This window comes from Streptomyces sp. NPDC026206 (assembly GCF_040638465.1).
GTDB lineage: Bacteria > Actinomycetota > Actinomycetes > Streptomycetales > Streptomycetaceae > Streptomyces.
Genome location: NZ_JBEZYL010000004.1, coordinates 111,762 through 137,313, shown reverse-complemented (window position 1 = coordinate 137,313; position 25,552 = coordinate 111,762). Strand labels below are relative to the sequence as shown.

The 25,552-nt window shown below is 70.8% G+C and carries 21 protein-coding genes; 7 read left to right on the top strand and 14 right to left on the bottom strand.

Annotated elements, in window-relative coordinates; translation table 11 throughout:
* Nucleotides 1–7: 7 nt before the first annotated feature.
* Nucleotides 8–2,539 (bottom strand): PQQ-binding-like beta-propeller repeat protein, encoded by a 2,532-nt coding sequence (locus AB0F13_RS09095; RefSeq protein ID WP_362077559.1) that lies wholly within the window; start codon nucleotides 2,537–2,539, stop codon nucleotides 8–10.
* A 218-nt stretch (nucleotides 2,540–2,757) separates the two neighbouring features.
* On the bottom strand, nucleotides 2,758–3,561 hold the full coding sequence (locus AB0F13_RS09090) for a VOC family protein (RefSeq protein WP_362077557.1): 804 nt from the start codon (nucleotides 3,559–3,561) through the stop codon (nucleotides 2,758–2,760).
* Between the two features lie 343 nt (nucleotides 3,562–3,904).
* Here AB0F13_RS09090 and AB0F13_RS09085 point away from each other — a divergent pair, with 343 nt between their 5' ends.
* A complete protein-coding gene (locus AB0F13_RS09085; protein WP_362077555.1) occupies nucleotides 3,905–4,552 on the top strand; it encodes a TetR family transcriptional regulator in 648 nt (215 codons plus the stop codon).
* Nucleotides 4,553–4,716: 164 nt separating this feature from the next.
* On the opposite strand, the gene AB0F13_RS09080 is transcribed toward AB0F13_RS09085, so the two are convergent.
* Nucleotides 4,717–5,190, bottom strand: a complete 474-nt coding sequence (locus tag AB0F13_RS09080; protein WP_362077552.1) for a nitroreductase family deazaflavin-dependent oxidoreductase — start codon at nucleotides 5,188–5,190, stop codon at nucleotides 4,717–4,719.
* A complete protein-coding gene (locus AB0F13_RS09075; RefSeq protein WP_362077549.1) occupies nucleotides 5,190–6,383 on the bottom strand; it encodes an acyl-CoA dehydrogenase family protein in 1,194 nt (397 codons plus the stop codon). Before AB0F13_RS09075 ends, AB0F13_RS09080 begins: the two co-directional genes overlap by 1 nt.
* A 125-nt stretch (nucleotides 6,384–6,508) precedes the next feature.
* Here AB0F13_RS09075 and AB0F13_RS09070 point away from each other — a divergent pair, with 125 nt between their 5' ends.
* Nucleotides 6,509–7,681 (top strand): acetyl-CoA acetyltransferase, encoded by a 1,173-nt coding sequence (locus AB0F13_RS09070; RefSeq protein WP_362077546.1) that lies wholly within the window; start codon nucleotides 6,509–6,511, stop codon nucleotides 7,679–7,681.
* Nucleotides 7,682–7,699: 18 nt separating this feature from the next.
* Here the strand turns inward: AB0F13_RS09070 and AB0F13_RS09065 are convergent, their stop codons facing one another.
* Nucleotides 7,700–8,134 carry a Zn-ribbon domain-containing OB-fold protein gene (locus AB0F13_RS09065; RefSeq protein ID WP_362077543.1) on the bottom strand — a complete coding sequence of 145 codons (435 nt, stop codon included), beginning with the start codon at nucleotides 8,132–8,134 and terminating at the stop codon, nucleotides 7,700–7,702.
* A gap of 140 nt (nucleotides 8,135–8,274) precedes the next feature.
* Between AB0F13_RS09065 and AB0F13_RS09060 the strand changes: the two genes are divergently transcribed.
* The 3 genes from AB0F13_RS09060 to AB0F13_RS09050 all read left to right on the top strand — a co-directional run bounded on the left by AB0F13_RS09060 (nucleotide 8,275) and on the right by AB0F13_RS09050 (nucleotide 12,172).
* Complete coding sequence (locus AB0F13_RS09060) at nucleotides 8,275–10,503, top strand: acetate--CoA ligase family protein (RefSeq protein WP_362077540.1); 2,229 nt, start codon at nucleotides 8,275–8,277, stop codon at nucleotides 10,501–10,503.
* Nucleotides 10,504–10,573: 70 nt separating this feature from the next.
* A complete protein-coding gene (locus AB0F13_RS09055; protein ID WP_362077537.1) occupies nucleotides 10,574–11,449 on the top strand; it encodes an enoyl-CoA hydratase in 876 nt (291 codons plus the stop codon).
* Between the two features lie 87 nt (nucleotides 11,450–11,536).
* Nucleotides 11,537–12,172: a flavin reductase family protein gene (locus tag AB0F13_RS09050; protein ID WP_362078056.1), complete on the top strand. Its 636-nt coding sequence runs from the start codon at nucleotides 11,537–11,539 to the stop codon at nucleotides 12,170–12,172.
* 8 nt (nucleotides 12,173–12,180) lie between these two features.
* On the opposite strand, the gene AB0F13_RS09045 is transcribed toward AB0F13_RS09050, so the two are convergent.
* The 5 genes from AB0F13_RS09045 to AB0F13_RS09025 form a co-directional block, all read right to left on the bottom strand.
* Nucleotides 12,181–13,185, bottom strand: a complete 1,005-nt coding sequence (locus AB0F13_RS09045; protein WP_362077534.1) for a hypothetical protein — start codon at nucleotides 13,183–13,185, stop codon at nucleotides 12,181–12,183.
* A 282-nt stretch (nucleotides 13,186–13,467) separates the two neighbouring features.
* On the bottom strand, nucleotides 13,468–14,541 hold the full coding sequence (locus AB0F13_RS09040; protein ID WP_362077531.1) for a Zn-dependent alcohol dehydrogenase: 1,074 nt from the start codon (nucleotides 14,539–14,541) through the stop codon (nucleotides 13,468–13,470).
* Nucleotides 14,542–14,577: 36 nt separating this feature from the next.
* Nucleotides 14,578–16,041 carry an aldehyde dehydrogenase family protein gene (locus AB0F13_RS09035; RefSeq protein ID WP_362077529.1) on the bottom strand — a complete coding sequence of 488 codons (1,464 nt, stop codon included), beginning with the start codon at nucleotides 16,039–16,041 and terminating at the stop codon, nucleotides 14,578–14,580.
* Nucleotides 16,038–17,222: an acyl-CoA dehydrogenase family protein gene (locus AB0F13_RS09030; protein ID WP_362077526.1), complete on the bottom strand. Its 1,185-nt coding sequence runs from the start codon at nucleotides 17,220–17,222 to the stop codon at nucleotides 16,038–16,040. Before AB0F13_RS09030 ends, AB0F13_RS09035 begins: the two co-directional genes overlap by 4 nt.
* Nucleotides 17,223–17,248: 26 nt before the next feature.
* Nucleotides 17,249–18,157, bottom strand: coding sequence for an SDR family NAD(P)-dependent oxidoreductase (locus tag AB0F13_RS09025; RefSeq protein WP_362077523.1), 909 nt, complete (start codon nucleotides 18,155–18,157; stop codon nucleotides 17,249–17,251).
* A 123-nt stretch (nucleotides 18,158–18,280) separates the two neighbouring features.
* Here AB0F13_RS09025 and AB0F13_RS09020 point away from each other — a divergent pair, with 123 nt between their 5' ends.
* On the top strand, nucleotides 18,281–19,207 hold the full coding sequence (locus tag AB0F13_RS09020) for a cyclase family protein (RefSeq protein WP_362077519.1): 927 nt from the start codon (nucleotides 18,281–18,283) through the stop codon (nucleotides 19,205–19,207).
* A gap of 277 nt (nucleotides 19,208–19,484) precedes the next feature.
* Here AB0F13_RS09020 and AB0F13_RS09015 read toward each other — a convergent pair whose 3' ends face one another.
* From AB0F13_RS09015 to AB0F13_RS09000, 4 genes are all read right to left on the bottom strand, one after another.
* Entirely contained in the window at nucleotides 19,485–19,964 is a 480-nt protein-coding gene (locus AB0F13_RS09015) for an ATP-binding protein (protein WP_362077516.1), read from the bottom strand.
* A gap of 413 nt (nucleotides 19,965–20,377) precedes the next feature.
* Nucleotides 20,378–21,403: an acyl-CoA dehydrogenase family protein gene (locus AB0F13_RS09010; RefSeq protein WP_362078053.1), complete on the bottom strand. Its 1,026-nt coding sequence runs from the start codon at nucleotides 21,401–21,403 to the stop codon at nucleotides 20,378–20,380.
* Between the two features lie 8 nt (nucleotides 21,404–21,411).
* On the bottom strand, nucleotides 21,412–22,581 hold the full coding sequence (locus tag AB0F13_RS09005) for an acyl-CoA dehydrogenase family protein (protein ID WP_362077514.1): 1,170 nt from the start codon (nucleotides 22,579–22,581) through the stop codon (nucleotides 21,412–21,414).
* Nucleotides 22,582–22,587: 6 nt separating this feature from the next.
* Nucleotides 22,588–23,787, bottom strand: a complete 1,200-nt coding sequence (locus AB0F13_RS09000; protein WP_362077511.1) for an amidohydrolase family protein — start codon at nucleotides 23,785–23,787, stop codon at nucleotides 22,588–22,590.
* A 131-nt stretch (nucleotides 23,788–23,918) separates the two neighbouring features.
* Here AB0F13_RS09000 and AB0F13_RS08995 point away from each other — a divergent pair, with 131 nt between their 5' ends.
* Nucleotides 23,919–25,508 carry an AMP-binding protein gene (locus AB0F13_RS08995; RefSeq protein ID WP_362077508.1) on the top strand — a complete coding sequence of 530 codons (1,590 nt, stop codon included), beginning with the start codon at nucleotides 23,919–23,921 and terminating at the stop codon, nucleotides 25,506–25,508.
* The last annotated feature ends 44 nt before the right edge of the window (nucleotides 25,509–25,552 follow it).

The window sequence follows — 25,552 nt, the reverse complement described above, 5'->3', positions numbered from 1 at the left end:
ACCGGGGTCAGCGCCGGGAGTGTCCCGTGCCCTTCGCCGCGTCCAGGGCGTAGACGCACCGGTCCTTGCTGCAGGCGTAGACCACACCGGCCACGGCCACCGGGGATCCCGTGATCTCGCCGCCCGTGGCGAGCTTCCAGCGGAGCTGGCCGCCCGCCGCGTCCAGCGTGTAGAGGCAGTGGTCCGCGGAGCCGAAATGGACCCGGCCGTCGGCGACGACGGGGGCGCCGACGATGTCACCGCCCGCCGCGAAGCGCCACTTGGGCGTGCCGGTGACCGCGTCCAGTGTGTACAGCGCACCACCGCTGCCCAGGTGGACGGCGCCGGCCGCGACCAGCACCGGCTCCGTCGACTGGCGGGCCTCCGTCGCGATCCGCCAGCGGTCACGGCCGGTCGTCGCGTCCAGGGCGTACACCGTGCCCAGGTAGTCGGCGATGTAGACACCGCCGCCCGTCACGGCGGGGCCCGGGGCGAAGGCGGGCGGGCTCAGGAAGACCGCCGGCGCCTCGAACCGCCAGCGCACGTCACCGCGTGCCACGTCGATGGCGAGTACCCGCGTCCCGGCCGCGACGTAGACCATCCCGTCCGGTGCGGACAGCAGCCGTACCGGCACCCCGCCGCAGGACGCCGCATCGCCCACCGGGTACGACCAGCGCTCCACGCCCGTACGGGCCTCGAGCGCGCGCAGCCGCGCGTCGGCCCAGACGTAGACCGTGCCGTCGTGGACGGCCGGGCCGCAGTCCGGGGTCTCGAAGTCGGTCTGGGCGCCGCTCATCTCCCACAGCAGTTCGCCGTTGGCGGCCTCCCACGCCTGCACACCGCCGCCGCGGGTGCCCGTGACGATCGTTCCCCGGTCGGCCTTGAGCGAGTAGACCCAGCCGTCCGTGGCCAGTCGCCACCGCTCCGCGCCGTCGGCGGCGTCGAGCGCGTACAGCGTGGGCCCGTCGGAGGCGTGTATGCGGCCGTCGGCGACAGCCATCGCCCAGGCGACGTCCCGCGTCTTGAACTGCCGCCGCCCGCTGGCCACGTCGAGCGCGTGGACCTCGAAGGACGTGACGTACAGCAGCTCTTCGGACACGACGGGCGTGCCCCACACGTCGTTGGACATGCGGAACCGCCACGGCCGCCAGCGGCCCTGGTCGCTCTGGGCATTGGTCCCGCCGTCGGGCGACGGCGCCGGTGCGGGCGCCTGCCCGGGCACGGCGGCCGCCGAGGCCCCCGCCGGTGGCCGTACCCAGCCGGTGGTGGGCCCCGCTCCGGCCTGCGCGTGCGGCTCCCGGGCATCGGCGACCCGCGGCCCGGGCCCGATGGGCACCTGCGACCCGGCCAGGCGTACGGTCCCCTCCGGCGCGGGCGCGGCGGGCGCACCGGCGTGCCGCCCCTGGGCACCGACGGCGCCGGCCGCGGGCCGTACGCCGTGCGGCCCACTGAGACCGCCCCGCGGGTCGGGGGCGCCGACGAGGCCGGAGCGCCCGGCGCCCATGTGCCCCTCGCCCCATCCGGTACCGGCCCGGGCACCCGGAGGGGGGTCGTAGGCCATTGACGGCTCCGGCGCGGGGGGCTGGACCGGTGGCGGTGGGGCGGCCGAGCGGCTCCGGCTGCCGCCTCGCCCGCCGGCCGCGCCGATGGCCGAGGGCCGGTGACCGGCGCGGCGCTGTTCGATCAGGGTGACCGCGTTGTCGGGCAGCCACGCCGAGGCCGTGCCGCTGTCGTCGCCCCCGCCGGAGGCGAACAGGTGCGGCGCCAGCTGCGACTGCAGGTCCGCCGGGCTCGGGCGGTTCTCCGCCGCCATCTGCATGCAGGAGTCGATCAGGGGGCGCAGCTCGTCGGGCAGGCCGCTCAGGTCGGGCCCTTCCCGCAGCAGCATGAAGACGGTCTCGACCGGATTCGCGCCGTGGAAGGGCGCGTGCCCGGTCGCGGCGAAGACCAGGGTGGAGCCGAGCGAGAAGATGTCGCTGGCCCCGGTGACGCTGCGGGAGTCGCGCGCCTGCTCGGGTGACATGTACGCAGGCGTGCCGACGGCGACGTTCGTCATGGTCAGCCGGGTGTTGGAGACACCGGAGGCGATGCCGAAGTCGATGACCCTGGGGCCGTCCTCCACCACAAGCACATTCGACGGCTTCAGATCCCGGTGCACCAGCCCCGCGCCGTGGATGGACTGCAGCGCCTCCGCGATGCCGGCGGCGAGCCAGCGCACGGCCTGGGCCGGCAGCGGCCCGCACTCGGTCACGATCTCCTCGAGCGAAGGCGCGGGGACGTAGGCGGTGGCCAGCCACGGGACGGCCGCCCTCGGGTCGGCGTCGACGACGGCGGCGGTGTAGAAGCCGCTGACCGCCCGGGCCGCTTCCACCTCACGGGTGAACCGGACCCGGAAGAGCTGGTCCTCCGCGAGTTCCGTGCGCACCGTCTTGATCGCCACCCGCCGGCCCGACGCCGAGCGGGCGAGATAGACCAGCCCCATGCCGCCCGCACCGAGTCGGCCGAGCACCTCGAACGGGCCGATCCGTCTCGGGTCGTGCTGCGTAAGCTGCTCCACCACTGACCTGCCACCTCCCCGTGGGGCTTGAAGGGTTTCAGCCCCGTGCAGCGCATCACCGCGAATTATCCCGGGGTACGCACCCTGATTCTTCCTGGCGAAGCCCCCGGTTGCGAACCCGGGGCACGCTTCGCCGTGTCTCCGCCATACAGGCCCATATGCCGCCATATGCGGACCTGTCCGTCTTGCGCGCCTCTCCCTCTCCTCCCCGCCCCCGCCGGTCAGCCCGGTATCGGGTGGGAAACGTCGATGACGGCGAAGTCGGCCCCCTGGTCATCGGCGAGCAGCGCGAAGCGCCCGTACGGGGTGTCCTGGGGCTCCCAGCGGATTCTTCCGTGCAGGCGCTGCACCGCGCGGACGACGGCGTCGCAGTCCTCCACTACGAAGTAGACCAGGAAGTGGGCGGGCATCTCCCGGGGGAACCGGTCGTCCATGACGGCCCGGCCGGCGACCGCGTTCTCGGGTGTGGCCGGCGCCCCGGCGGGCGTCCAGACAGCGAACTCGATGCCCGCCTCGTCGCTCAGGTCATGGGTGGCGAACCCGAAGACCTCCTCGTAGAAGGGATCGATCGCCTTGGCGTCCCAGGTGTAGGCCTCGGTCCAGCCGTACGCGCCCGGCTCGCCCCGCTTCTCGAACCCTTTGTGGCTGCCGGCCTCCCAGACGCCGAAGACCGCGCCACCGGGGTCGGCCGCCATCAGCATCGTGCCGAATCCGCCGATGGCCATCGGCCCCATGATGATCTGGCCGTGGGCGGCCCGGATCCTGTCGCCCGTGGCCGCCGCGTCCCGTGAGGCGAAGTAGACGGACCAGGCCGTCGGCATCCTGCCGTCCGGCTTGGGGGCCAGTGCCGCGACGTTCTTCCCCCCGTGGAAGGCCTGGGTGTAGTGGCCGTACTCGCCCCCGGCGTCCTCGAACGTCCAGCCGAGGATCTCGCCGTAGAAGCGCTTGCCGGCCGCGACGTCGGACAGCATGACGTCCGCCCAGCACGGGGCGCCTTCCGGGAATCCGTCCGTGACTGTGCTCATGGTCCGGCCTCCTTCTGCGCGGTCGGGCGAGGCGTCCTGTCCACTCGGAGTGTTTGCGAGGCGCCCTGTCCACTCGGAGTGTTCTCGCCTGCCACGGTAGAGGCGGAACGCGGATCCCGCGCGGCCTGTGGAAAACCGCGAAGCGGCCCCGGCAGACACCTCGCCGGGGCCGCCGTCCACGGCTTGTTGATAGGACAATTCACCGGTACGGGCCAATCCGCTCTCGCCGTCTCGGCGCCCCTTCACACCCAACCTGACCTGCGCTTATACCCCATCGACCACCCCCGCCCCCATTTGCATGCGGCCGAATCGCGCTCCGATCACCCCTCGGTAAGCTGACGGCATGACAGGACAAGTACGCACCGTCGACGGCCGGGTGGCCGGTCGGCGCGGCCAGGCGACGCGGCAGAAGCTGCTCGACTGCCTCAGCGAAATGCTCAGCTCATCGCCGTACCGCGATGTCAAGGTCATCGATGTCGCCCGCAGGGCCGGCACCTCCCCCGCGACCTTCTACCAGTACTTCCCCGACGTCGAGGGCGCCGTGCTCGAGATCGCCGAGGAGATGGCGAAGGAGGGCGCCGATCTCACCGGCCTGGTCGCCGGGCGCTCCTGGGTGGGCAAGTCCGGCTGGCAGGCGGCGGAGGAGCTCGTCGACGGCTTCCTCGGCTTCTGGCGCAAGCACGAGGCGATCTTGCGCGTGGTCGACCTGGGAGCCGCCGAGGGCGACAAGCGGTTCTACAAGATCCGCATGAAGATTCTCAACGCGGTCACCAATTCCCTCACGGACTCCGTCAAGGAACTGCAGTCCAAGAACAAGGTGGACAAGGACGTCAGTCCGGCAGCCGTGGCCGGTTCGCTCGTCGCGATGCTTGCGGCCGTGGCCTCGCACCAGAAGGGCTTCCAGAGCTGGGGCGTCAAGCAGGCCGAGCTGAAGCCGAACCTCGCGCTGCTCGTGCACCTCGGAATCACCGGCAAGAAGCCGACGAAGTAGCCCACAGCGCGCAGGCGCCACAACCGCACCACCTCGCACGTCCTGTCATCGCAGCGGCGGGCCGTCCGGGCTCGGCCCCGGGCGGCCCGCCGCGGCGCACCGCGACGCGGCCTGCCCGCCCCGCGCTCCCGGCCGCTGCGGCCCTGGGGCCCGCGCCGCCGGCCCTACCGGCGCTCCAGCCGGAAAAGCCGGATCTCACGCTCCACCCGCGCCTGGTAGCGCGCGTACGGGGGCCAGAACTCGACCACCGCCGCCCATGCGGCCTCCCGCTCGGCGCCGCGCAGCAGCCGCGCCCGCACAGGGATGTCCCGCCCCTTCCAGCTGATCCCGGCCTCGGGGTGCGCCATGAGATTCGCCGTCCAGGCAGGGTGGCCCGGCCGCCCGAAATTGCTGCCGATCAGGGTCCAGGCGCTGTCGGTGCCGTCCGGCATGCACGCGAGCGGCGTCCGCCGTGCCAGTCCGCTCTTCGAACCCGTCGACGTCAGCAGGACGGAAGGCAGCATGTACGCGGTCAGCAGTACTTTGCCGCGCGTCAGCCGGTGAACCGCCCGGTCGACCGCGGGAACGAAGTGCGGTGCGACCCGCGCGAACGAACGGGTCGAGGAGACCGTGCGCACCACGCGTCTGACAGCGGACATCACAGCACCACCGCTTCCCGGGCCCCCGGCGCGTCAAACAGTCCGGCCACGCGCGCCGCGCGCGCCCTGAGCCTGTGCACGGGACCGAACAGCAGCTCGTCGGACGCCGCCCGCTTGAAGTACATCTGCACATCGTGTTCCCACGTCACCCCGATGCCTCCGTGCAGCTGGATCGCCTCTCCGGCGGCCACCCGGGCCGTTTCCAGAGCCTGTGCGAGCGCGAGCCCTCCCACGGCGGGCTTTCCTGACCACGCCGCGTAGTACGCCGCCGAGCGGGCCGCCTGCACGGCCACGTACAGGTCCGCCAGCCGGTGCTTGACGGCCTGGAAGGACCCGATCGGCCTGCCGAACTGTTCCCGCACGCGCGCGTACTCCACGGTTCGCTCCAGCACCCGGCCCGCCGCGCCCACCGCCTCGGCCGCGAGAACGGCGGCCACGCCGCCTCCTGCCGCAGCCAGCGCGGCCCGCACATCACGGTCCGGCGCGCCGAGCGGCTCCGCCTCCGCGTCCCGCAGCTCGATACGGGCCTGGGGACGCGTCTCGTCCAGAGCGGTCAGCCGCGTACGGACCACCCCGTGCGCCGCCTCCGGCCGGAGGACGAACAGCGAGGTGCGGCTGCGGGCGTACCCGCCCGCGTGTGCGGCGATCAGCAGCAGGCCCGCACTGTGGCCGTCGAGCACCTGCCCGGCCTGCCCGTAGAGCCGCCAGCTGTCGCCCGTCCGGTGCGCCTGCACACCGCCGGCGCGCCCCCCGCCCGACCAGTCGCCAGGGGCCGGGCCGGTCAGCGCGAACGCGTCCGACAAGGTGCCGGCGGGCACCGCGAACGCCCCGGTCAGCCGGCCGGACGCGAGGCGTGGCAGCAGCGCCGCGCGCTGCCGCGATGTGCCCAGGGCGGCTACGAGAGGGGTGGTCAGCGCCGCCGTGGCGACCAGTGGCGACGGCAGCAGCGCCCGTCCGGTCTCCTCGCAGGCCAGGGCCAGCTCGGTGGGGCCGCAACCGGCTCCGCCGTACCGCCGCTCCACCGCGAGCCCCGGCAGCCCCAGCTGGTCCGCGAGCCGGTGCCACAGCTTCTCGTCGTGGCCGGCCGAGGTCAGCACTGCCGCCCTGGCCTCGTCCGGACCGGAGTTCTTGAGCAGCATGTCGCGCAGGGTGCGCCGGATCTCCACCTGCTCTTCGCTGAACGCGGAATCCATCGGCGGCCTTCCCTCAAGCGGTACTGACGGGCCGTCATATTAGGTGCGGGCGGGCCGCTTTCCCAGGGCCGAGACGAAGCCGATGCCGGACCGACGAGCAGTCCAGCTGATGTACCGTCAGTTTCATGACCCCAGGCAAGCGCAAGGTCGCTGTCGTCGGCGTCGCCCTCTCCGACTGCGGCCGGCTCGATACGGTCACGCCGTACGCCCTGCACGCCCAGGCCGCCCGCCGGGCCCTCGCCGACTCCGGCCTCGACAGGTCCCTTGTCGACGGCTTCGCCTCGGCCGGGCTCGGCGCGCTCGCCCCTGTCGACGTCGCGGAGTACCTGGGGCTGCGACCCACCTGGGTGGATTCGACCTCCGTCGGCGGCTCGACCTGGGAGATCATGGCCGCCCACGCGGCCGACGCCATCGCGGCAGGCCACGCCGATGTCGTCCTGCTCGTGTACGGCTCCACCGCCCGCGCCGACATCAAGGCCGGCCGCCGCACGTCGAACCTGTCCTTCGGAGCGCGCGGCCCCGCGCAGTTCGAGGTGCCCTACGGGCACACCCTCATCGCCAAGTACGCGATGGCGGCCCGCCGTCATATGCACCAGTACGGCACCACACTTGAACAGTTGGCCGACATCGCCGTTCAAACCCGCGCCAACGCCGCCCGCAATCCGCACGCCATGTACCGCACACCCATCACTGTCGACGACGTGCTCGGCGGCCCTGTGATCGCCGACCCCTTCACCCGGCTCCACTGCTGCATCCGGTCCGACGGCGGCTGCGCCGTAGTGCTGGCGGCCGAGGAGTACGCGGCGGACGCGGCCAAGCCACCGGTGTGGGTGCTGGGCACCGGTACCGCTGTCTCGCACACGACGATGTCCGAGTGGGAGGATTTCACCACCACCGCGGCGGTCACCTCGGGGCGTCTGGCCTTCGGCCGGGCCGGAGTCGCCCCACAGGAGATCGAGGTGGCGCAGCTGTACGACGCCTTCACCTACATGACCCTCGTGACGCTGGAGGACCTCGGTTTCTGCCCCAAGGGCGAAGGCGGCGCCTTCGCCGCCCAGGGCCGGCTGACCGTCGGCGGCGGCCTGCCCGTCAACACGGACGGTGGCGGCCTCTCCGCCTGCCACCCCGGCATGCGCGGCCTGTTCCTCCTGGTGGAGGCCGTACGCCAGCTGCGCGGGGAGGCGGAGGAGGGCCGCCAGGTCCGCAAGGCGGGCGGCTGGCTGCCGCGCCTCGCCGTCGCGTCGGGCACGGGCGGCTGGTTCTGCTCCTCGGGCACGGTGGTACTGGGCCGCGGCTGACGCAGTCCCGACGCGCGGCTACCCGGCGCCCACCGACGGCCGGAAGACAGGCACGGGCGGCAGGTCTCCCTCGGGATCACTCCGGTAGTCGGCCCGCAGCGGCATGCCGATCCTCAGCTCGGCGCCGGGGCAATCGATCACCTCGGTCATCATGCGCGGCCCCTCGTCGAGGTCGACCACAGCCGCCGTATAGGGAACGCGTGCGTCGAAGGGCGCGAGGTCGTTCACATGGACGACGGACCAGGTGTAGAGCGTGGCGCGACCGCTCGCCTGCTCCCAGACGACGTCCGCGCTCCAGCAGCGCGGGCAGAACTCACGCGGGTAGTGGTGTGCCTTCCCGCAGCCCCTCGCGCGGCAGCGGCGTATCAGCAGCTTCCCTTCGGCCGCGGCGTCCCAGTAGGGCCGCGTGAAGTTGTCGACCTCCGGCACGTCGAAGCGCGGCGTTCCCGCCAACGAGCCCACCTCCCAGGCGCCCCGGCCGCAGGGCCCGTTCCACCCTTCCGGCGCGCACGGACCATTCCTGACGGCTTACCAGGTCGCTAATCTGACTCCACGTCAGCTTATCGGCCATCGAGCAGGAGTGGGCGAGAACGATGCTCGGATCGACTCACGGCACCCTCACCACCACCTCCCGTCCGGCCCGCGTGGTGGCCTGTGGCCGACGACAAGGCCCCATGGTCCACGGCACGGCCCCTTCCCCCGCCGACGACGTGGATGTCAGCGGGCGCGCTCTACGCTCCGACGTCCCCGACCTTGACCGTCTCTTCCGCCCTGAGACCGTGGCCGTCATCGGCGCCTCGGAGACCGAGGGCCGCCCGAATACCGGGATCACCCGGCAGCTCATCGCCTGGGCCGAGCGCGTCGGCGCCCGCCTGCATCCCGTCCACCCCACCCGTGCGACCGTATTCGGCCTCCCTTGTCATCCGTCCGTCAGCGACCTGCCGGACCGCATCGACGTCGCCGTCCTCCTCGTCGGCGACCCGGTCCCCGTCGTCGAGGAACTCGCCCGCTGCGACGTGGCGTTCGCCGTCGTCTTTGCTTCCGGTTTCGCGGAGACCGGCCCCGAGGGCGCCACGGCGCAGGCCCGGCTCGCCGCTGCCGTCCAGGGCACCGGAATCCGCCTGCTCGGCCCCAACACCAACCTCAACGCCTTCGAGCCCGTCCGTGACGATCTCACCGGGCCGGCCATCGCCCTGATCACTCAGTCAGGCCACCAGGGCCGCCCGGTCTTCGCCCTGCAGGAGCTGGGCATCCGGCTCTCGCACTGGGCCCCGACCGGCAACGAGGCGGATCTGGAGTGCGCCGACTTCATCTCCTACTTCGCCACCCGGCCCGAGGTCGGGGCCATCGCCGCGTATGTGGAAGGGCTCAAGGACGGCCGCTCCTTTCTGCTCGCCGCCGACCGCGCCGCCCGTCACAAGGTGCCGGTCGTCGCCGTCAAAGTGGGCCGGACCGAGGTCGGCGCCCGCACCGCCGCCTCCCACACCGGCAAGCTGACCGGCGCCGACGACGTGGTGGACGCGGCCATGCGGCAGTTCGGCGTCATCCGCGTGAACGGCCTTGACGAGCTCCAGGACACCTCGGCCCTGCTCGCCCGCGCCCGCCCGCCCCGCGCCGACGGCGTCGCCGTGTATTCGATCTCCGGCGGCACGGGCGCCCACTTCGCGGACCTCGCCACGACGGCCGGGCTCCGGCTCCCCGTCCTGCCCGCCACGAGACAAGCCGAACTCCACCAGTGGATACCCGACTACCTGAGCACTGCCAACCCCGTCGACAACGGCGGGCATCCCGTCGGCGACTGGCGCGGCCGAAAAATCATCGACGCCATCCTCGCCGACCCCTCCATCGGCGTCCTCGTCTGCCCGATCACCGGCCCCTTCCCCCCTCTGAGCGACAAGCTCGCGCGGGACCTCGTCGACGCGGCGGAGAAGACGGACAAGCTGGTCTGCGTGGTCTGGGGTTCCCCGGTCGGCACCGAGGACGCTTATCGCACCACCCTCCTCGGTTCCTCGCGCGTGGCCACCTTCCGCACGTTCGCCAACTGCATCACCGCCCTTCGCGCCTATCTCGACCACCACCGCTTCACCGCCGCTTACCGCTCCCCCTTCGACGAAGCGCCCCGCTCCCTGTCCCCTTCGGCCCGTAAGGCCCAGGCACTGCTGCGCCCGGGCGAGCAGCTCAGCGAGCATGCGGCGAAGCAGCTCCTGCGCGCGTACGGCATACGCGTGCCCCGCGAACAGCTGGTCACCAGCGCTGCCGCCGCCGTGCGGGCAGCCGGGCAGATCGGCTATCCGGTCGTCATGAAGGCCTCCGGCCCCCAGCTCGCCCACAAGTCGGACCTGGGTCTGATCAAACTGGGCTTGACCTCCGCCAGCCAGGTACGCGACGCCTATCGCGAACTCACCGACATCGCCCGTTACGAAGGCCTCCCCTTGGACGGCATCCTCGTCTGCCAGCTGGTGGGGCGCGGCGTGGAGATGGCCGTCGGCATCACCCACGACAGCCTCTTCGGCCCCACGGTGACGGTGGGCCTGGGCGGCGTGCTGGTGGAGGTTCTGGACGACACGGCAGTACGCGTACCGCCGTTCGGCGAGGATCACGCACGGGCCATGCTCGGCGAACTGCGCGGGCGAGCCCTTCTGGACGGCGTCCGGGGGGCTCCCCCGGCCGACGTGGACGCCCTCGTCGAGACCGTCCTGCGCGTCCAGCGCATGGCGCTGGAACTGGGCGGCGGCCTCTCCGAGCTGGACCTCAACCCCCTGGTGGTGCTCGAGCGCGGCCAGGGCGCCGTGGCCCTCGACGCGCTGGCCTTCTGCCGCTGACCCCGCGGCCGGCTCGCCTCCGCGACCACCCGGCCGCGCGCGAACCGCCCGTAGGACAAGGAGCTTTCCCATGAACCTCTCCCCCCGTGGGACATCCCCCGAGCCCCGGGGACACGGCGAAGCAGACGGCTCCATCGTGTCCCCTGGGTCCGATGACTCATTGGTACTGCACCCCACTGACAACGGCGTCGCCCGGATCACCCTCAACCGCCCTCATTCGCTCAACGCCATCACTCCTGACCAGCGAGAACGCCTCGTTTCGGAATTAAGCCGGATCTCCGCCGACCCTGCCGTCCGAGCTGTGATCATCACCGGCGCGGGCGAGGGCTTCTGCTCGGGCGCCGACCTGCGGGCCACTCCCGCGGCGGCCGTCGCGCTGCGCCTTCCGGGCGATGTGGCCCGGACGATCCGCGACGGCGCACAGCGGCTGATCAGTGCGGTGCTGGACTGCGAGAAGCCCGTGATCGCGGCCGTGAACGGCACCGCCGCGGGGCTCGGCGCGCATCTCGCGCTGGCCTGCGATCTGGTCCTGGCCGCGGAATCCGCGCGGTTCATCGAGGTCTTCGTCCGCCGGGGTCTGGTCCCCGACGGCGGTGGGGCGTATCTGCTGGCCCGCCTGGTCGGGCCGCAGCGCGCGAAGGAGCTGATGTTCTTCGGCGACGTGCTCTCGGCCGCTGAGGCGGAACGGTTCGGACTGGTCAACCGCGTGGTGCCGGACGCGGAGCTGGCCGGGACGGCACAGACGTGGGCCGAGCGACTGGCGGCCGGACCGACGCGCGCGCTCACGCTCACGAAACAGCTGGTCAACGCCTCGCTCGACGTCGATCGTACGTCCGCGTTCGCCGCCGAGGCGGCCGCGCAGGAGATCAATGCGATGACGGCGGACGCAGCCGAGGGCGTCGTCGCCTTCATGGAGCGTCGCCGTCCGGTTTTCCGGGGGCGTTGAAGGCTCCGGCGTCGTCAGCGCGGGCGTGAAACGCTTCCAAACTGACGCTGCATCAGTTTCAATGGCTTCATGATGGGACACGCCGGGATGGCGGCCATCGCCATGCGCTGTCTGCGGTCGACAGGCGTAGCGGGCTCCGCCGCCCCGCCTCTCGATCCTCTGCCTCGCCCGCAGCTGCGTGCGGTACGAGCAGATGAACGACCTCCGCCGGCACCGGAGGAGTTCCGGAACGTGCTCGGCCACTTCGCCAGCGGGGTCACCGTCATCACCGCGCCCGGCGTGGAAGGGCAGCAGCCCGCGGGCTTCGCCTGCCAGTCCTTCTCCTCCCTGTCGCTCGATCCTCCGCTGGTCGTGTTCATGGTGGCCCGTACCTCCACCAGTTGGCCGCGCATCGCCCGCACTGGAGTGTTCTGCGTGAACATCCTCGGCTCCGGGCAAGGAGCGCTCTGCCGGGGTTTCGCGGTCAGAAGTTCACAAACAGCCGACAAGTTCGCCGACGTGCCACACGAGCGGACGCCGGTGACAGGCTCACCGAGAATCGAGGGCGTACCCGCGTGGGCCGACTGCACGATCCACGCCGTGCACACGGCCGGGGACCATCTCATCGTCGTCGGACGCGTGGAGACGCTGGGCGTGGACGAGAGTGCGGCGAGCGCCGGGCCGCTGCTCTTCCACCGGGGTGCGTTCGGGACCTTCGACGACTTCGGCGAACACGGCGGCTGAGAGCGGCCTCATTTCTTGTGTCTGACCACCTTGGTCAGGGTGTAGCGCTTGCCGGAGCCGGGCTTGCCGATCTCGTGGTAGATCCGCGGCTCCTTCTCCGTGCCGATGACGCTCCAGTCCCTGGCGAGCTCACAGGCGCTGATCCGCAGGGAGACACTCTGCACGCGCCCGCCGTCCTTCACCGCCTTCCACGTCCCGGATCCGTCGCAGTCCTTGGGCTTGTCCTTGCCCGCACCGTCCCAGATGAAGTTGTCGAGCCCGTCAGCGACCGCGTTGCCGTCCGAGGCGAGCTCGACCGTGCCCCCTCGGCCGTCGGTCCAGGTGCCCGCGAGATCGGACTTGGTCAGCCGCGGTGGCTCGTACACCGTGACGAGCCCACTGGCGTACGCCCCGGTACCCAGCGCTCCGACCACCAGCCAGGCGATCAGCCCGCCACGCGTCACTCTCAGGGCGACGCTTCCCGAACGGCCCTGGCGAACCCGCCGGGCCGCCGCCTGCCCGGCCAGGGTGGCGGGCAGGAGCCCGGCCGTGAGGAACGCCCACCACACGAGGTAGCTGAGGGGCGGCGCGAAACGGAGGCTGCCCAGCGCCGCCACGCCCCCGAAGACCACTACCGCCGCCACCGAGACCGCCGACACTGCGGCGACGGCCCACAGCCGGCTCCCGCTCCGCCCTGCGCCCGCCGAGATCCGGCGGGCCACCGCCAGGGCGGGCATCACGGCGGCGGCGGTGACGAAGCCACTGACCAGCACGGTCAGGAGGAGTACCCCGAGTACGAGCGCGATGATCACAAGAAGGCCGCTGGGCATGCCGTCGTGCTCGCGTGAGAGCAGTGCGAACACACCGGCCGTCCCGGCGATGAAGACCTCGGCACAGAGCGTGGCCATCGACGCGCAGAACGCGGCGCCGAAACCGTCGCTGCCTGTGACCCCTTTGGCTGCCGCAGAGGGCTTCCCGGGCGCGGCGTCGGTCGCCTCGTCCGGTATCGCGTGCGGCTCAGCCTTCTGTGTCATGTGCGCCCCTCTCTCCCAGAATGATTTCCCCAGAGGCCGAGAGGTTCCCTCGCGAAGGGCCCGGGACCGCGCTCGGCCTACCGGTCCGCCGCATTCCACCGACAATGAGGTCCGGACATACCACCGCACCGGCGTCAGCCGCCCAGGCGGACCACTCTTACGAATGAGTCCCGTTTGACCCGAATCCGGGCTGCCTGAGAACCGGAGGTACAAGCCAACCCCACACTCAGGCAGCGGCCGGCGCAAGACCTGCGGCAGGGATCACATAAGGGGCGGACCGGGTCACCGGTCGAACGAGAGGACGCCGCGCGCCACCGTACGGTTGTGCACATCGTCCGCCGCCCGCTCGAAATCCTCGACCGGGTAGACCCGGGTGACCAGCTCGTCGAGCATGAGCCGGCCTTCGCGGTAGAGCTGCGCATAGAGCGCGATGTCGCGCTGCGGGCGGGAGGAGCCGTAACGGCAGCCGAGAATCGACTTGTCGAGGTACATGGACGAGACGAGGAAGGAAGCCTCGGCACCGGCGGGCGGCACACCGAGCAGCACGGCCTGGCCGTGCCGGTCGAGGAGATCGACCGCTGTCCGGATGAGGCGGGTGTCACCGACGCACTCGAAGGCGTGGTCGGCGCCCGTCGGAAGTATCTCCCGCACGGCGGCCGCGGTGTCGGGGACGGCGGAGGCGTCGATGAAATGCGTAGCGCCGAAGAGCCGCGCCGTCGCGCCCTTCGCCGGGTTCGCGTCCACGGCCACAACAGTTGAGGCGCCGGCGATCCGTGCCCCCTGCAGGACGTTCAGCCCGATGCCGCCCGCGCCGATGACGAGGACGGACTCGCCCTGTCCCACCTTGGCGCGGTTGAGCACGGCGCCGACACCGGTCAGGACGCCGCATCCGATGAGGGACGCCGGAATCAGCGGGACGTCGTCGGGAAGCTTGATCGCCTGGACCGCTTTGACGACCGTGCGCTCCGCGAAGGCGGAGTTGGACGCGAAGTGGAAGAGCCTCTGCCCCTTGCGGGAGAAAGGCCGGCCGGGCCGGCCGATCGCCTGGCGGCACATGGTTGGCCGGCCCCGGTCACAGTCGGCGCAGACGCCGCAACCGGCCAGTGTGGACAACGCGACGTGATCGCCGCACATGACATGTGTGACGCCCGGCCCGACCGCCTCGACGACCCCCGCGCCCTCGTGGCCGAGGACCACGGGAACGGGATAAGGGATGGTGCCGTCGATGACCGACAGATCGCTGTGGCAAAGACCGGCGGCGGCGATGGCGACGAGGACCTCGCCGGGGGCCGGGGCCCGCACTTCCAGGTCGTCGACGACCTGCGGCCGCTTCCCGTCGAAGATGACGCCTCTCATGGTGGTGGTCCTCTCCGGCAGCGGGGGTGGAGCGGGTCAGGACGGCCACACGACCGACTGGAGCTCGCTGTAGGCCTGGAGGGCGAAGGAACCGCCGTCACGGCCGATTCCGCTTTCCTTGAAGCCGCCGAAGGGCGTCTCCGAATGGCGCTGGACGGTGTTGATGCCGACGTTTCCGCTGTGCAGCCGGGCGGCGAGGGCCCAGGCCCGGCCGGTATCGGCGCTGAAGACGTAGTCGTAGAGGCCATAGGACGTGCCGTTGGCGATACGGACCGCCTCGTCCTCGTCGTCGAAGGCGATGACGGCGACGACGGGCCCGAAGATCTCCTCGCGCGCTACGGTCATGCCGGGCGTGACATCGGCGATGAGGGTGGGAGCGGCGTAGAACCCGGGCCGGATGCCGGGGCGCGTGCCCCCGGCGACGATCCGAGCCCCTTCCGCACGGGCTCCGGCGATGTACTCCTCGACGCGGTCACGCTGCGCGGCGGAGATCAACGGGCCGACGACCGTGGAGTTATCCACAGGGTCCCCGACCGTCAGTGCCCCGGCGTACTCTTTGAGACCGGTAACGACCCGCTCGTGCAGCGATCGATGGACGAGCACCCGGGTCGGTGCCGTGCAGATCTGCCCGCTGTGGAACGCCCAGACCGAACCGACCGCTGTGATCGCCGACTTGAGCACCTTGTCGTCGGCGTCCCCCAGGACGATGGCCGCACCCTTGCCGCCCAGCTCCATCAGGGTGCGCTTCATCGACCTCCCCGCGGCTTCGGCGATCTTCTTTCCCACCGCGGTGGAACCGGTGAAGCTGACCATGTCGACGGCCGGGTGCACCACGAGCGCCTCGCCGACGGCGGGACCCGACCCGGTGATCACGTTGAACACGCCGTCGGGAACGCCTGCCTCCTGGAACAGCGGACCCAGCTCAAGACAGCTGAGGGGGTCCTGGGGGGCCGGCTTGGCGATGACTGAGTTGCCCATGGCCAGGGCAGGAGCAGCCTTGCCCGCGAGATTGACGACAGGGAAGTTGTAGGAGGTGATGCAGCAGACCACGCCCACGGGACGACGGACCGCGGCGGCACCGATCAGGCCGCCGGGAGCGAATGGGCCGGCTTTGACGGCCTGCGGCGCGAGCGGGATGACATGCGGCTCCATCGCGCCGCGCGCGTAGCGCCGGAAGCGGTCCGCTGCTGTGGGTACCTGCAAGGACGAGGCGATGCGCATGGTCGCTCCCGTCTCCGCCTGAAGGAGGGAGACGAGCTCTCCCGCCCGTTCGGTGAGCAGATCGGCGATCCGGTCCAGCACGGCCGCGCGTTCGCGCGGATCGGTACGGGACCAGCCGCCCTGTGCGGCCCGCGCGGCGGTCACGGCGTCGGCGACTTCGGCGGAAGTCGACTCCGGGGCCTCCCCGACGACCTCCTCGGTCGCCGGATTGACAACTGGATAGTGCCCCTTTTCCGGCGCGCGCCAGGCGCCGGCGATCCAGTGCCCGTACGCCGTCATGGCCGCGGCTCCTTCGGCAGGCCGAGGACCCGCTCGGCGATGATGTTGCGCTGGATCTCGTCGGAGCCGCCGTAGATCGTGTCGGCCCGGCTGAAGAGGAACAGGCGTTGCAGGGCGTCGAGTCGGTACGGCCTGTCGGCATGCCAGTCGTCCGGTCCCAGGGCGGCGGGCGCGCCGCGCACCTGCATCGCCAGTTCACCGAGCCGTTTGTGCCAGCCGCCCCACAGCAGCTTGGCGACGCTGGGCGCCCCGGGGTCGAAGCTGGGTGCCCCGGGGTCGTCCGCCGTTCCCAGGGTTCGCAGGGCGTTCCAGCGCATGGCCTGCAGGTCTGCCCATTGCCGTACGAGCCGGTCCCGTACCGCCGGCTCCGCTGCGGCTCCGGACTCGATGGCGAGGCGGATCACCTGCGTCAGCTCGGCCGCGAAGCCGATCTGCTGGACGAGCGTGGATACTCCGCGCTCCCGCGCCAGGAGTCCCATGGCCACCCGCCAGCCGTTGCCCTCGCCGCCGACGAGGTGCCCGGCCCGGGCCTCGGCGCCGTCGAAGAACACCTCGTTGAAGTCGGCGGACCCTGACATCTGCCTGATCGGACGGACCTCGATGCGGCCTGGCTGGTCCATCGGCACGAGAAGGAAGGAGAGTCCGTGGTGGCGCCGGGATCCCTCGGTGGAGCGGGCCAGCAGGAAGCACCAGTCGGCCTCATGGGCGAGGGATGTCCAGATCTTCTGTCCGCTGATGCGGTACGTCCGGCCGCCGGCGGCGCGCACAGCTGCTGTCCTTACGGCTGCCAGATCCGACCCCGCGCCGGGTTCGCTGTAGCCCTGGCACCACAGTTCCTCGCCCCGGGCGATGGCGGGGAGGAAGCGGGCGCACTGCGCCTCGTCGCCGTGGGCGATGAGGGTGGGCGCAAGGAGGTTCTCGCCGAGGTGGCCGAGGCGGGCAGGTGCCTGGGCTCGGGCGTACTCCTCGGCCCAGACCACCTGTCCGGTCGAAGTGGCGGTCCGGTTGCCGTAAGTGCCGCGTGCGGGGCTCCAGCCGAGGCCGATCCAGCCGTCGGCGCCGAGTTCGCGTTCCCAGGAGCGGCCGGCGGCGCGGGCCGGTTCACCGATGGCGTGCTCTGTCAGCCAGGCCCGCGCCTCCTGGCGAAATGCCTCGTCCTCCGGCCCGAATGCGTAGTCCATGACCTCTCCCGTCGCAGCCCGACGCTTCAGGCGTCGGGACGTTGTCCGGCGGCGGCGTCGGCCATCACCTGGAGCCGATCCAGCATCGGCATCGGGTCGGCGCCGACCGTTCCTGGGAGAAGGTCGGCGATCCGCTCGGGGGTCCAGCGCCCGTCCGCGTAGGCGGCGCGCAGTTCGCGTGGCTGGGCCCAGACCGCGATCTTGGGGCCGGCCACCGTGTAAACCTGTCCGGTGATCCGCTCTTCGCGGGCACGCTCGCTGAGCAGGTAGACGACCAGCGCGGCCACGTCCTCCGGCTCGCCGATCTCCTTGAGCTTCATGGGGACGTTGGCGGACATCCGGGTCCGGGCCACGGGGGCCACACAGTTGGCGGTGACCCCGTACTGGTGCAGGCCCAGTGCGGCGCTGCGGACGAGGGAGATGACGCCGCCCTTGGCGGCGGCGTAGTTGGCCTGCGCCACGCTGCCCTGATGGTTGCCGCTCGTAAAGCCGATGAGGGTGCCGCTGCGCTGTCGGCGCATGACGGCGGAGGCGGCACGGAAGACGGTGAAGGTGCCCTTCAGGTGGGTGGCGATGACCGGGTCCCACTCGTCTTCGGTCATATTGAAGATCATGCGCTCGCGGAGGATTCCCGCTACACACACGACGCCGTCGAGCCGCCCGTACCGCGCCAGTGCCGTGTCGACGATGCGCTGGCCTCCGGCCATGGCCGACACGTCGTCCGCGAGGGCGGTCGCCTCTCCGCCGGCCGCTTCGATCTCCTTGACCACCGCGGCCGCCACCTCACTGGTGGGCTCGTCGCCCGCGATGGACACACCATGGTCGTTGACGACGATCTTGGCTCCCTCGGCGGCGCTGGCCAGGGCGACGGCTCTGCCGATGCCCCGCCCTGCTCCGGTGACGGCGACCACCTTGCCTGCCAAGAAGTTCCCCACGGCGTTCCCCTTCCCGCAGTTTCTGACGGTCCGTTAGATTTTTGGGCAGGGCGAGCGCAAGCACAAGACCCGTCGACGAAGCAAAGGCGGGCATCGCCGGATCACGACTCCTGGAGGAATTCCATGCCACTGCCGGGTGAGTTCCATGAGCTGGCCAAGCGAGTGAACAACTGGGGCCGCTGGGGTGCGGACGACGAGATCGGCACCCTCAACCTCATCACCGACACGGTCGTCCGCGCAGCAGCCGCGACCGTCACCAGCGGGCGCCGCGTTCCGCTGGCCGTCCCCCTCCAGCAGGACGGAGTGCAAACGGGCTTGATTCCCGGCAGGGTCAACCCACTGCACACCATGGTCGCCATCAATGTGGAGATGTTCGGCCCCGGGACCATCGCCACCAGCGACGACACCGTGACCATGGGCCTCCAGGCCGGCACCCACTGGGACGGGCTGGCCCACATCTCGCACAGCGGGAAGCTCTACAACGGGCGCCCGGCGGACTCGATCACCGCACATGGGCGCGCCGCGTTCAGCGGCGTCGAAAAGGCGGGGCACATCGTCTCGCGCGGGGTGCTGCTCGATGTCGCACGCGCCCGGGGCGTGGACCGGCTCGACGAAGGTCACGCCGTCACACCGGAGGATCTGGAGACGGCGGAGGGACTGGCCGGAGTCACGGTCCGGCCCGGTGACATCGTGCTCGTGCGGACTGGCCAGATTCAGCGGTATCTGACGGGCGAGAAACAGGCGTACGCCTACCCTTCGCCCGGCCTTTCGATCCGCACTCCCGAGTGGTTCCATGCCCGCGATGTCGCGGCAGTCGCCAACGACACCCTCACCTTCGAGGTCTTCCCCCCGGAGATCGAGGACCTGTGGCTGCCCGTACACGCGCTCGACCTGGTCGAGATGGGCATGCCGCAAGGTCAGAACTGGGACCTGGAGGGGCTGTCGGAGGCCTGCGTCGAGGAACAGCGATACGCGTTCCTGCTGGCGGCCATGCCCGAGCCGTTCGTCGGCGGGACCGGGACACCGGTCTCCCCTATCGCAATCTTCTAGAGGCCGGGGCTCGCGCCGCGACTCCCTGACCACGGCCCCTTGGGGCCCGTCAGAGTTCGGGCGGGCGGCGGCGCACAGATGCGCACCCCGAGCACGGCACCGTACGCCGCCACCCAGCTCCGGCGCCTGAGCCCTGTTGTCGCGCCGGGCCGCGACCCGCACTCGCCAAGGCAGCCCTGGTCACCTGGGCCTCTCGACGTCCCCTCGCAACGAATCGCTGCATCCAAGGGTGATCACGTGAACACTTCACGTCAACACCTGGTCTGGACTTTGTCGACTAAGCCCGATTTGTCACGGCGTGTTGTGGCTCAAAAGCGCCGGTCCACAGCGGAACCCCGCGGTCGACCTCGCACCAGATGCGCTTGCCGGCGCCCTCACGGTGCCACCCCCAGCGGTCGGCCAGGCCGTCCACGAGCTCCAGGCCCCGCCCGCCAGTGTCATCACCCTCGGCGCATCGCCGACGCGGCGGACGGGCACTGACGTCGGTCACTTCGACCCGGACCGTGCCCACGGGCGGCCCCGCGGCCACACCGACAGCAGCGCCCGCACCGGGGAAGAGCATCCGCAGCACGGCCGGGCACCCCGTGTGCACCACGGCGTTGGTGACCAATTCCGAGATCAGCAGGATCAACGTCTCCGCCAGAGGCTCATCGGCCCCTATGCCGGATCCGGCGAGCCGCGACCGTGCCCACCTGCGAGCCCGCCCCACCTCCGCGGGGTCGGCCCGAACCTCCATCTGCATCTGAAGCACCTGCACCGCTCACACCATCCGAACCGGCGGACACAACGCCTCGCGTCTCAGGGGGCTCACGGAACGTGATTCCCTTCCGAGACAGCATGGTTGACGTTCAGTTACCCCAACAAGCGCTTCAGGCATATTCCGGCGCAAAGGAGTATGCGTGCTGCATACTGTGCGACGCGCGCTGTCGGGTCTCGAACAACGAGGTCTCTCGAACCCCGCAGCCATATGAGCGGGGGGCATTCCCGCCCCCGGCGCGGCCGCTTCGGCAACACCGGTTTTGTTGCGCCCCTGAACCACTCGCATCCCACGGAGAGTACCCGAGCCCCGGCCCGACTCCGCACTGTGACGAGTAACGCGAAGAACACAACTCGATATCGACGCAGCGTGATCATTTATCGGCCACAAGGCCTATATTTCACCCACACCGATTACACAGCGCCATTCGGGTGATTCGCAATTTCCGTCGAGCAATTTTCCGGAACGCCGAGAAGAGCGGCAGCCAACGCCTCCTCGGCCTCTGCCGTCGGCTGCCACTGTTCGACCCTCAGCCATGCCCGCTTCAGGTGGGGATGGACATCGGCGTCCCAGGTGAAACCCGTACCTCCATGCAGTTGCAAACAGTCACGGGCATTACGGACAGCAGCCTCGTCGGCGAGCAGTTTGGCACCATATATGTCACTTACCGTAATGAGCAATGATGCCGCATATACGCTACTGCGTGCTATTTCCGTACGGACGAGCATTTGTGCGCAGAGATGTTGCACGGCCTGGAACGTCCCGATCGGACGGCCGAACTGGGTACGGTTTTTCGCATGGGCGACCGCCATTTCGAGAGTGCGAACGGCACTGCCGAGTTGTTGAGCCGCGGTCAGCAATACGGCTTCCCCGCGCAGGCGAGTGGCACTGACCCCGCCGACGACCGGCTCGGCTCCCTGGTCATGGGCGAGCCGGTCCACATGGTGCAGCGGCGTGGTGGGATCGACCGAACGTACGGGCTGCGCCGCGAGCAGGCCCGGGCCTCTGCCTCCGCTCGCTTCCAGTACCCGGGGCGTCGAACCGTCCAGGAGCAGGACGACGTCGGCCACGGCGAGGTGTTCGACCATGCCGGGCCGGTCCAGGGCCGTCACCACCTTCGTCCCCTCGGCCGCACCGGGCACCAGGCCCGCCGCGAGATGGGTGGCGACCAGCGGGCCGGTCAACTGGGCCCGGCCGGCCTCCTCGAAGACGAGCACCGCCTCCGGCAGCCCGAGGCCGACACCGCCGTCCTCTTCGGGCAGTCTCAGGCAGAAGAAACCGGCTTTCCCCAACTCACTCCAGAGCGCCCGGTCGAAGCGGCTCGCCGGATCTTCACAGTCCACCACGGCGCGCAGCTTCTCCCGGGGGAAGCGTGCTGCGAGGAGCTCGCGCATTCCCGCCCGCAGTGCGCATTGATCGTTGCTCAGCCGGAAATCCATGATCGCCGTCACCGTCCCCTGGGCAGGCCGAGGATGCGCTCGGCGATGATGCTGTGCTGGATCTGGGAGGTGCCCGCGGCAATGGTGTACGCGAGGGAGGAGAGGCGCTCAGTGGTCCACTCGTGATCGGCGTCCAGCGACCTGGGACCGAGAATCTCGGCGGCCGCTTCGTACAGTTCCTGGCGGGCCAGGGAATAGCGCAGTTTGAAGACGGATGCACCGGCACCGGGCACACCGTCGCCTCCCGCGCGCAGTGAGCCCTCGGCTTCGCTCGCATTCCACTGGACAAGGCGCCACAGGGCTGCGAACACGGCGTTCAGACGCCCGAGCCGGCGGCGCAGGACGGCATCGTCCCAACGGCCGTTCTCCCGTGCCGCGGCGGCCAGCCGTCCGAGAGTACGGCGGCAGGCGACGATCTCGCCGGCGAAGGCGGTGCCACGCTCGAAGGACAGGGTCACCATGGTGACGCGCCAGCCGTCGTTCTGCGCACCGATGCGGTGGTCGACGGGCACCCGCACCCCGTCGAGGAAGACTTCGGCGAACTCCGTGGACCCCGCCAGGGTCCGCAGGGGACGTATGGTCACACCGGCGGCGTCCATCGGCATGGCCAGCCAGGACAGTCCCCGGTGCCCGGAAGCCGAGGGATCGGTACGCACGAGAAGCTCGCACCAGTCGGCGACCTCGGCGTGCGAGGTCCAGATCTTGCTGCCGGTGACGATGTACGCGTCGCCGTCCCGGACGGCCCGCGTGCGCAGGGATGCGAGGTCGGAGCCGGCGTCGGGCTCCGAGAAGCCCTGGCACCACACCTCCTCGCCACGCAGGATCGGTGGCAGCCAGCGGGCGCGCTGTGCGCTTGTGCCCTCCGCCGCGATGGTGGGGCCGGCGTGCAGCAGGCCGACGAAGTTGGCGCCGACATAAGGCGCACCCGCCCGCTCGGTCTCCTCCAGGAAGACCAGGTGCTGGGTGGGCGTGGCACCCCGGCCCCCGGCATCGGCGGGCCAGTGCAGGCCCGCGTACCCGGCGTCGTACAGCGCCCGCTGCCACGCGCAGTCGTAGGCACGGCGGGCGGGCCAGTCGGCAGCCGGTGGTTTGGCGGGCAGTCGCGGCAGCGTTTCGAGCAGCCAGGCCCGCAGTCCTCGCCGGAAGTCTTCCTCTTCCGGAGTTCGGTCGAGGTCCATGGGCGGTCACACGGCCGGGTCGTCGAGGTCCAGACCGAGCATCCGGATGGCATTGCCGCGCATCAGCTTGTGGACGGTCTCGTCGTCGAGGCCCTTCACATGGTCGAGGGCCACCCGTTTGGTGTGAGGGAAGGTGGAGTCCACGTGCGGGTAGTCGGTCTCGAAGGTGGCGTTGTCGCGGCCCACCGTATCGAGTGAGGCGATTCCGTGTTTGTCGCGGAAGAAGCAGCAGAAGATCTGCCGGTAGTAGTAGGTGGAGGGCGGTTCGGGGATGACATCGCGCACGCCGCCCCAGGCGCGGTGCTCCCGCCACACGTCGTCCGCGCGTTCCAGGGCGTAGGGGATCCAGCCCATCTGGCCCTCGCTGTACGCGAGCTTGAGCCGGGGGAAGCGTACGAGGACGCCGCTGAAGAGGAAGTCCGACATCGAGGCCATGGCGTTGTTGAAGGACAGGGTCGCCTGCACGGCGGGTGGGGCGTCGGGGGAGGCGGCGGGCATCTGCGAGGAGGAGCCGATGTGCATGTTGACGACGGTCTCCGTCTCCTGGCAGACGGCGAAGAGGGGATCCCAGTAGCCGGTGTGGATGCTGGGCAGGCCCAGGTGGGTGGGGAGTTCGCTGAAGGTCATGGCGCGTACGCCGCGTGCGGCGTTCCGCCGGATCTCCGCGACGGCGAGGTCGATGTCCCAGAGGGGAACGATGCACAGCGGGATGAGCCGGCCGCTGCTGTCGCCGCACCATTCCTCGACCATCCAGTCGTTGTAGGCCCGCACGCACGCCAGGGCGACCTCCTTGTCGCGCGCCTCCGCGAAGGTCTGCCCGCAAAAGCGGGGGAAGGTCGGGAAGCACAGGGACGCTTCGACGTGGTTGAGGTCCATGTCCTTCAGGCGCTCCACCGGGTCCCAGCAGCCCCGGCGCATCTCGGCCCGGGTGATGCCCTCCAGGGTCATGTCGTCCCGGCGGAAGCCGACGGCCGCGATGTTGCGCTTGTACGGGAACCGGAGGTCCTCGTAGACCCACCAGTCGGCGGGCGGACCGTCCGGGTCCATGGTGATGACGTACTTCCCGCCGACGTACTTCAGCTCACCGATACCGGTGGTCAAGGGGCGGGGCCCGCGGTCGTGGTACCGGGCGGGCAGCCAGGTCTCGAAGAGGTGGGCGGGCTCGATCACGTGGTCGTCGACACTGACGATGCGCGGCAGGTCCATGGGGCTCCCTCGCTTTCCTGACGAGCCGTCAGTTTTCTGGGGAGGCTAGCCGCCACCCTCTGGACCGACAAGCACACCCGCCCTACGCTCCCGCATCACATGACGGAGCGTCGGAGCGCGAGAGGGGCATCATGCAGACCAGCGCCGCCGGGGACCTGGCCACATCCCGCACGCTGTGGGAACTCCTCGAACGCCGGTCCGCCCTCACCCCCGACGCACTCGCACTCATCCAAGCCGGTGACCCCGTGGAACCGGGTGGCGCCGACCGCCGGGTGACCTTCGGTGCGCTGCGCGGCCACGCCGAGCGCGTGGGCGCCGGACTTCACACCCTCGGCGTGCGCCCCGGCAGCCGCGTCGCCTGGCAGCTGCCCACCCGCATCGAGACGGTCGTCCTGACCCTCGCCCTGGCCCGTCTGGGTGCCGTCCAGACGCCCCTCATCCCCTCCTGCCGTGACCGCGAGGCCGGCCACGCGCTGCGGGCCACCGAGGCCCGGTTCTTCGCCGTACCGGGCGTCTGGAGGGGCTTCGACCACGCCGCGATGGCCCACCGCCTCGCCCGGACGCTGCCCGCCCCACCGCTGGTGTTCGAGGCCTACGACGCCCTCCCGGAGGCGGACCCCGCCGGGCTCCCGCCCGCCCCCACCGACGGTACGGCCGTCCGGTGGGTCTACTGGACGTCCGGCACGACCTCCGACCCCAAGGGCGCCCTCCACACTGACCGCAGCCTCATCGCCTCCGGGACGTGTCTCGCCAACGCGCTCGGCCTCACCCCCGACGACGTCGGCTCCATGGCCTTCCCGTACGCGCATGTGGCCGGGCCCGACTACACCGTGATGGCGCTCCTGTGCGGGTTCCCGGCGGTTCTCCTGGAACACTTCGCGCTACCCGGTTCGCTCGGGGCCTACCGGCGTCACGGCGTCACCGTGGCCGGGGGCTCCACCGCGTTCTACTCGATGTTCCTCGCCGAGCAGCGCAAGGACCCCACCCGCAGACTCCTGCCGGCGCTCCGGCTCATGGCGGGCGGCGGGGCGCCCAAGCCGCCCGAGCTGTACTACGAGGTGGTCCGCGAACTGGGCTGCCGGCTCACCCACGGGTACGGCATGACCGAGGCCCCCATGATCACGATGGGGACTCCGGACGATCCGCACGACAAGCTCGCCGGCACGGAAGGCAGGCCCCCGGCGGGAATGGAGATCCGCGTCGTCAGCGCGGACGGCGAAGTGGCCCCGGCCGGTACGGACGGAGAGATACGGCTGCGTGGAGAGGCGGTCTGCCAGGGCTATCTCGACCCGGTCCGGACCGCCGAGGCATTCGACGCGGACGGCTTTCTCCGCACCGGCGACCTCGGCCACCTCACTGACGACGGGTACCTGGTGCTCACCGGGCGCGCGAAGGACATCATCATCCGCAAGGGCGAGAACATCTCCGCGCAGGAGATCGAACAGCTCCTCTACGAGCATCCCGGCGTCGAGGACGCGGCCGTCATCGGCCTCCCGGATGCCACACGCGGGGAGCGTGTGTGCGCCGTGGTCCAGCAACCCGCGGGAGCGGCGACGCTGACCCTCGAAGCCGTGACCGCTCATCTGCGGCATGCGGGGCTGGCCGTGCACAAGCTGCCCGAGCAACTGGAGCTCGTCGACGCGCTGCCGCGCAACGAAACGCTCCGCAAGGTCCTGAAGTACCGGCTGCGCGAGCGGTTCTCCGGCCGGGCACGCCCCTGACGGCAGAGCAGGGAAGGCGTTCGGTTCCCGCCCACCCCTTCGCC

Coding starts and splice junctions, on each gene's coding strand:
- AB0F13_RS09090 (WP_362077557.1), bottom strand. CDS start 3,561: ATGAGCACAGTCACGGACGGATTCCCGGAAGGCGCCCCGTGCTGGGCG.
- AB0F13_RS09085 (WP_362077555.1), top strand. CDS start 3,905: ATGACAGGACAAGTACGCACCGTCGACGGCCGGGTGGCCGGTCGGCGC.
- AB0F13_RS09080 (WP_362077552.1), bottom strand. CDS start 5,190: ATGTCCGCTGTCAGACGCGTGGTGCGCACGGTCTCCTCGACCCGTTCG.
- AB0F13_RS09075 (WP_362077549.1), bottom strand. CDS start 6,383: ATGGATTCCGCGTTCAGCGAAGAGCAGGTGGAGATCCGGCGCACCCTG.
- AB0F13_RS09070 (WP_362077546.1), top strand. CDS start 6,509: ATGACCCCAGGCAAGCGCAAGGTCGCTGTCGTCGGCGTCGCCCTCTCC.
- AB0F13_RS09060 (WP_362077540.1), top strand. CDS start 8,275: ATGCTCGGATCGACTCACGGCACCCTCACCACCACCTCCCGTCCGGCC.
- AB0F13_RS09055 (WP_362077537.1), top strand. CDS start 10,574: ATGAACCTCTCCCCCCGTGGGACATCCCCCGAGCCCCGGGGACACGGC.
- AB0F13_RS09050 (WP_362078056.1), top strand. CDS start 11,537: ATGGCGGCCATCGCCATGCGCTGTCTGCGGTCGACAGGCGTAGCGGGC.
- AB0F13_RS09045 (WP_362077534.1), bottom strand. CDS start 13,185: ATGACACAGAAGGCTGAGCCGCACGCGATACCGGACGAGGCGACCGAC.
- AB0F13_RS09040 (WP_362077531.1), bottom strand. CDS start 14,541: ATGAGAGGCGTCATCTTCGACGGGAAGCGGCCGCAGGTCGTCGACGAC.
- AB0F13_RS09035 (WP_362077529.1), bottom strand. CDS start 16,041: ATGACGGCGTACGGGCACTGGATCGCCGGCGCCTGGCGCGCGCCGGAA.
- AB0F13_RS09030 (WP_362077526.1), bottom strand. CDS start 17,222: ATGGACTACGCATTCGGGCCGGAGGACGAGGCATTTCGCCAGGAGGCG.
- AB0F13_RS09020 (WP_362077519.1), top strand. CDS start 18,281: ATGCCACTGCCGGGTGAGTTCCATGAGCTGGCCAAGCGAGTGAACAAC.
- AB0F13_RS09010 (WP_362078053.1), bottom strand. CDS start 21,403: ATGGATTTCCGGCTGAGCAACGATCAATGCGCACTGCGGGCGGGAATG.
- AB0F13_RS09005 (WP_362077514.1), bottom strand. CDS start 22,581: ATGGACCTCGACCGAACTCCGGAAGAGGAAGACTTCCGGCGAGGACTG.
- AB0F13_RS09000 (WP_362077511.1), bottom strand. CDS start 23,787: ATGGACCTGCCGCGCATCGTCAGTGTCGACGACCACGTGATCGAGCCC.
- AB0F13_RS08995 (WP_362077508.1), top strand. CDS start 23,919: ATGCAGACCAGCGCCGCCGGGGACCTGGCCACATCCCGCACGCTGTGG.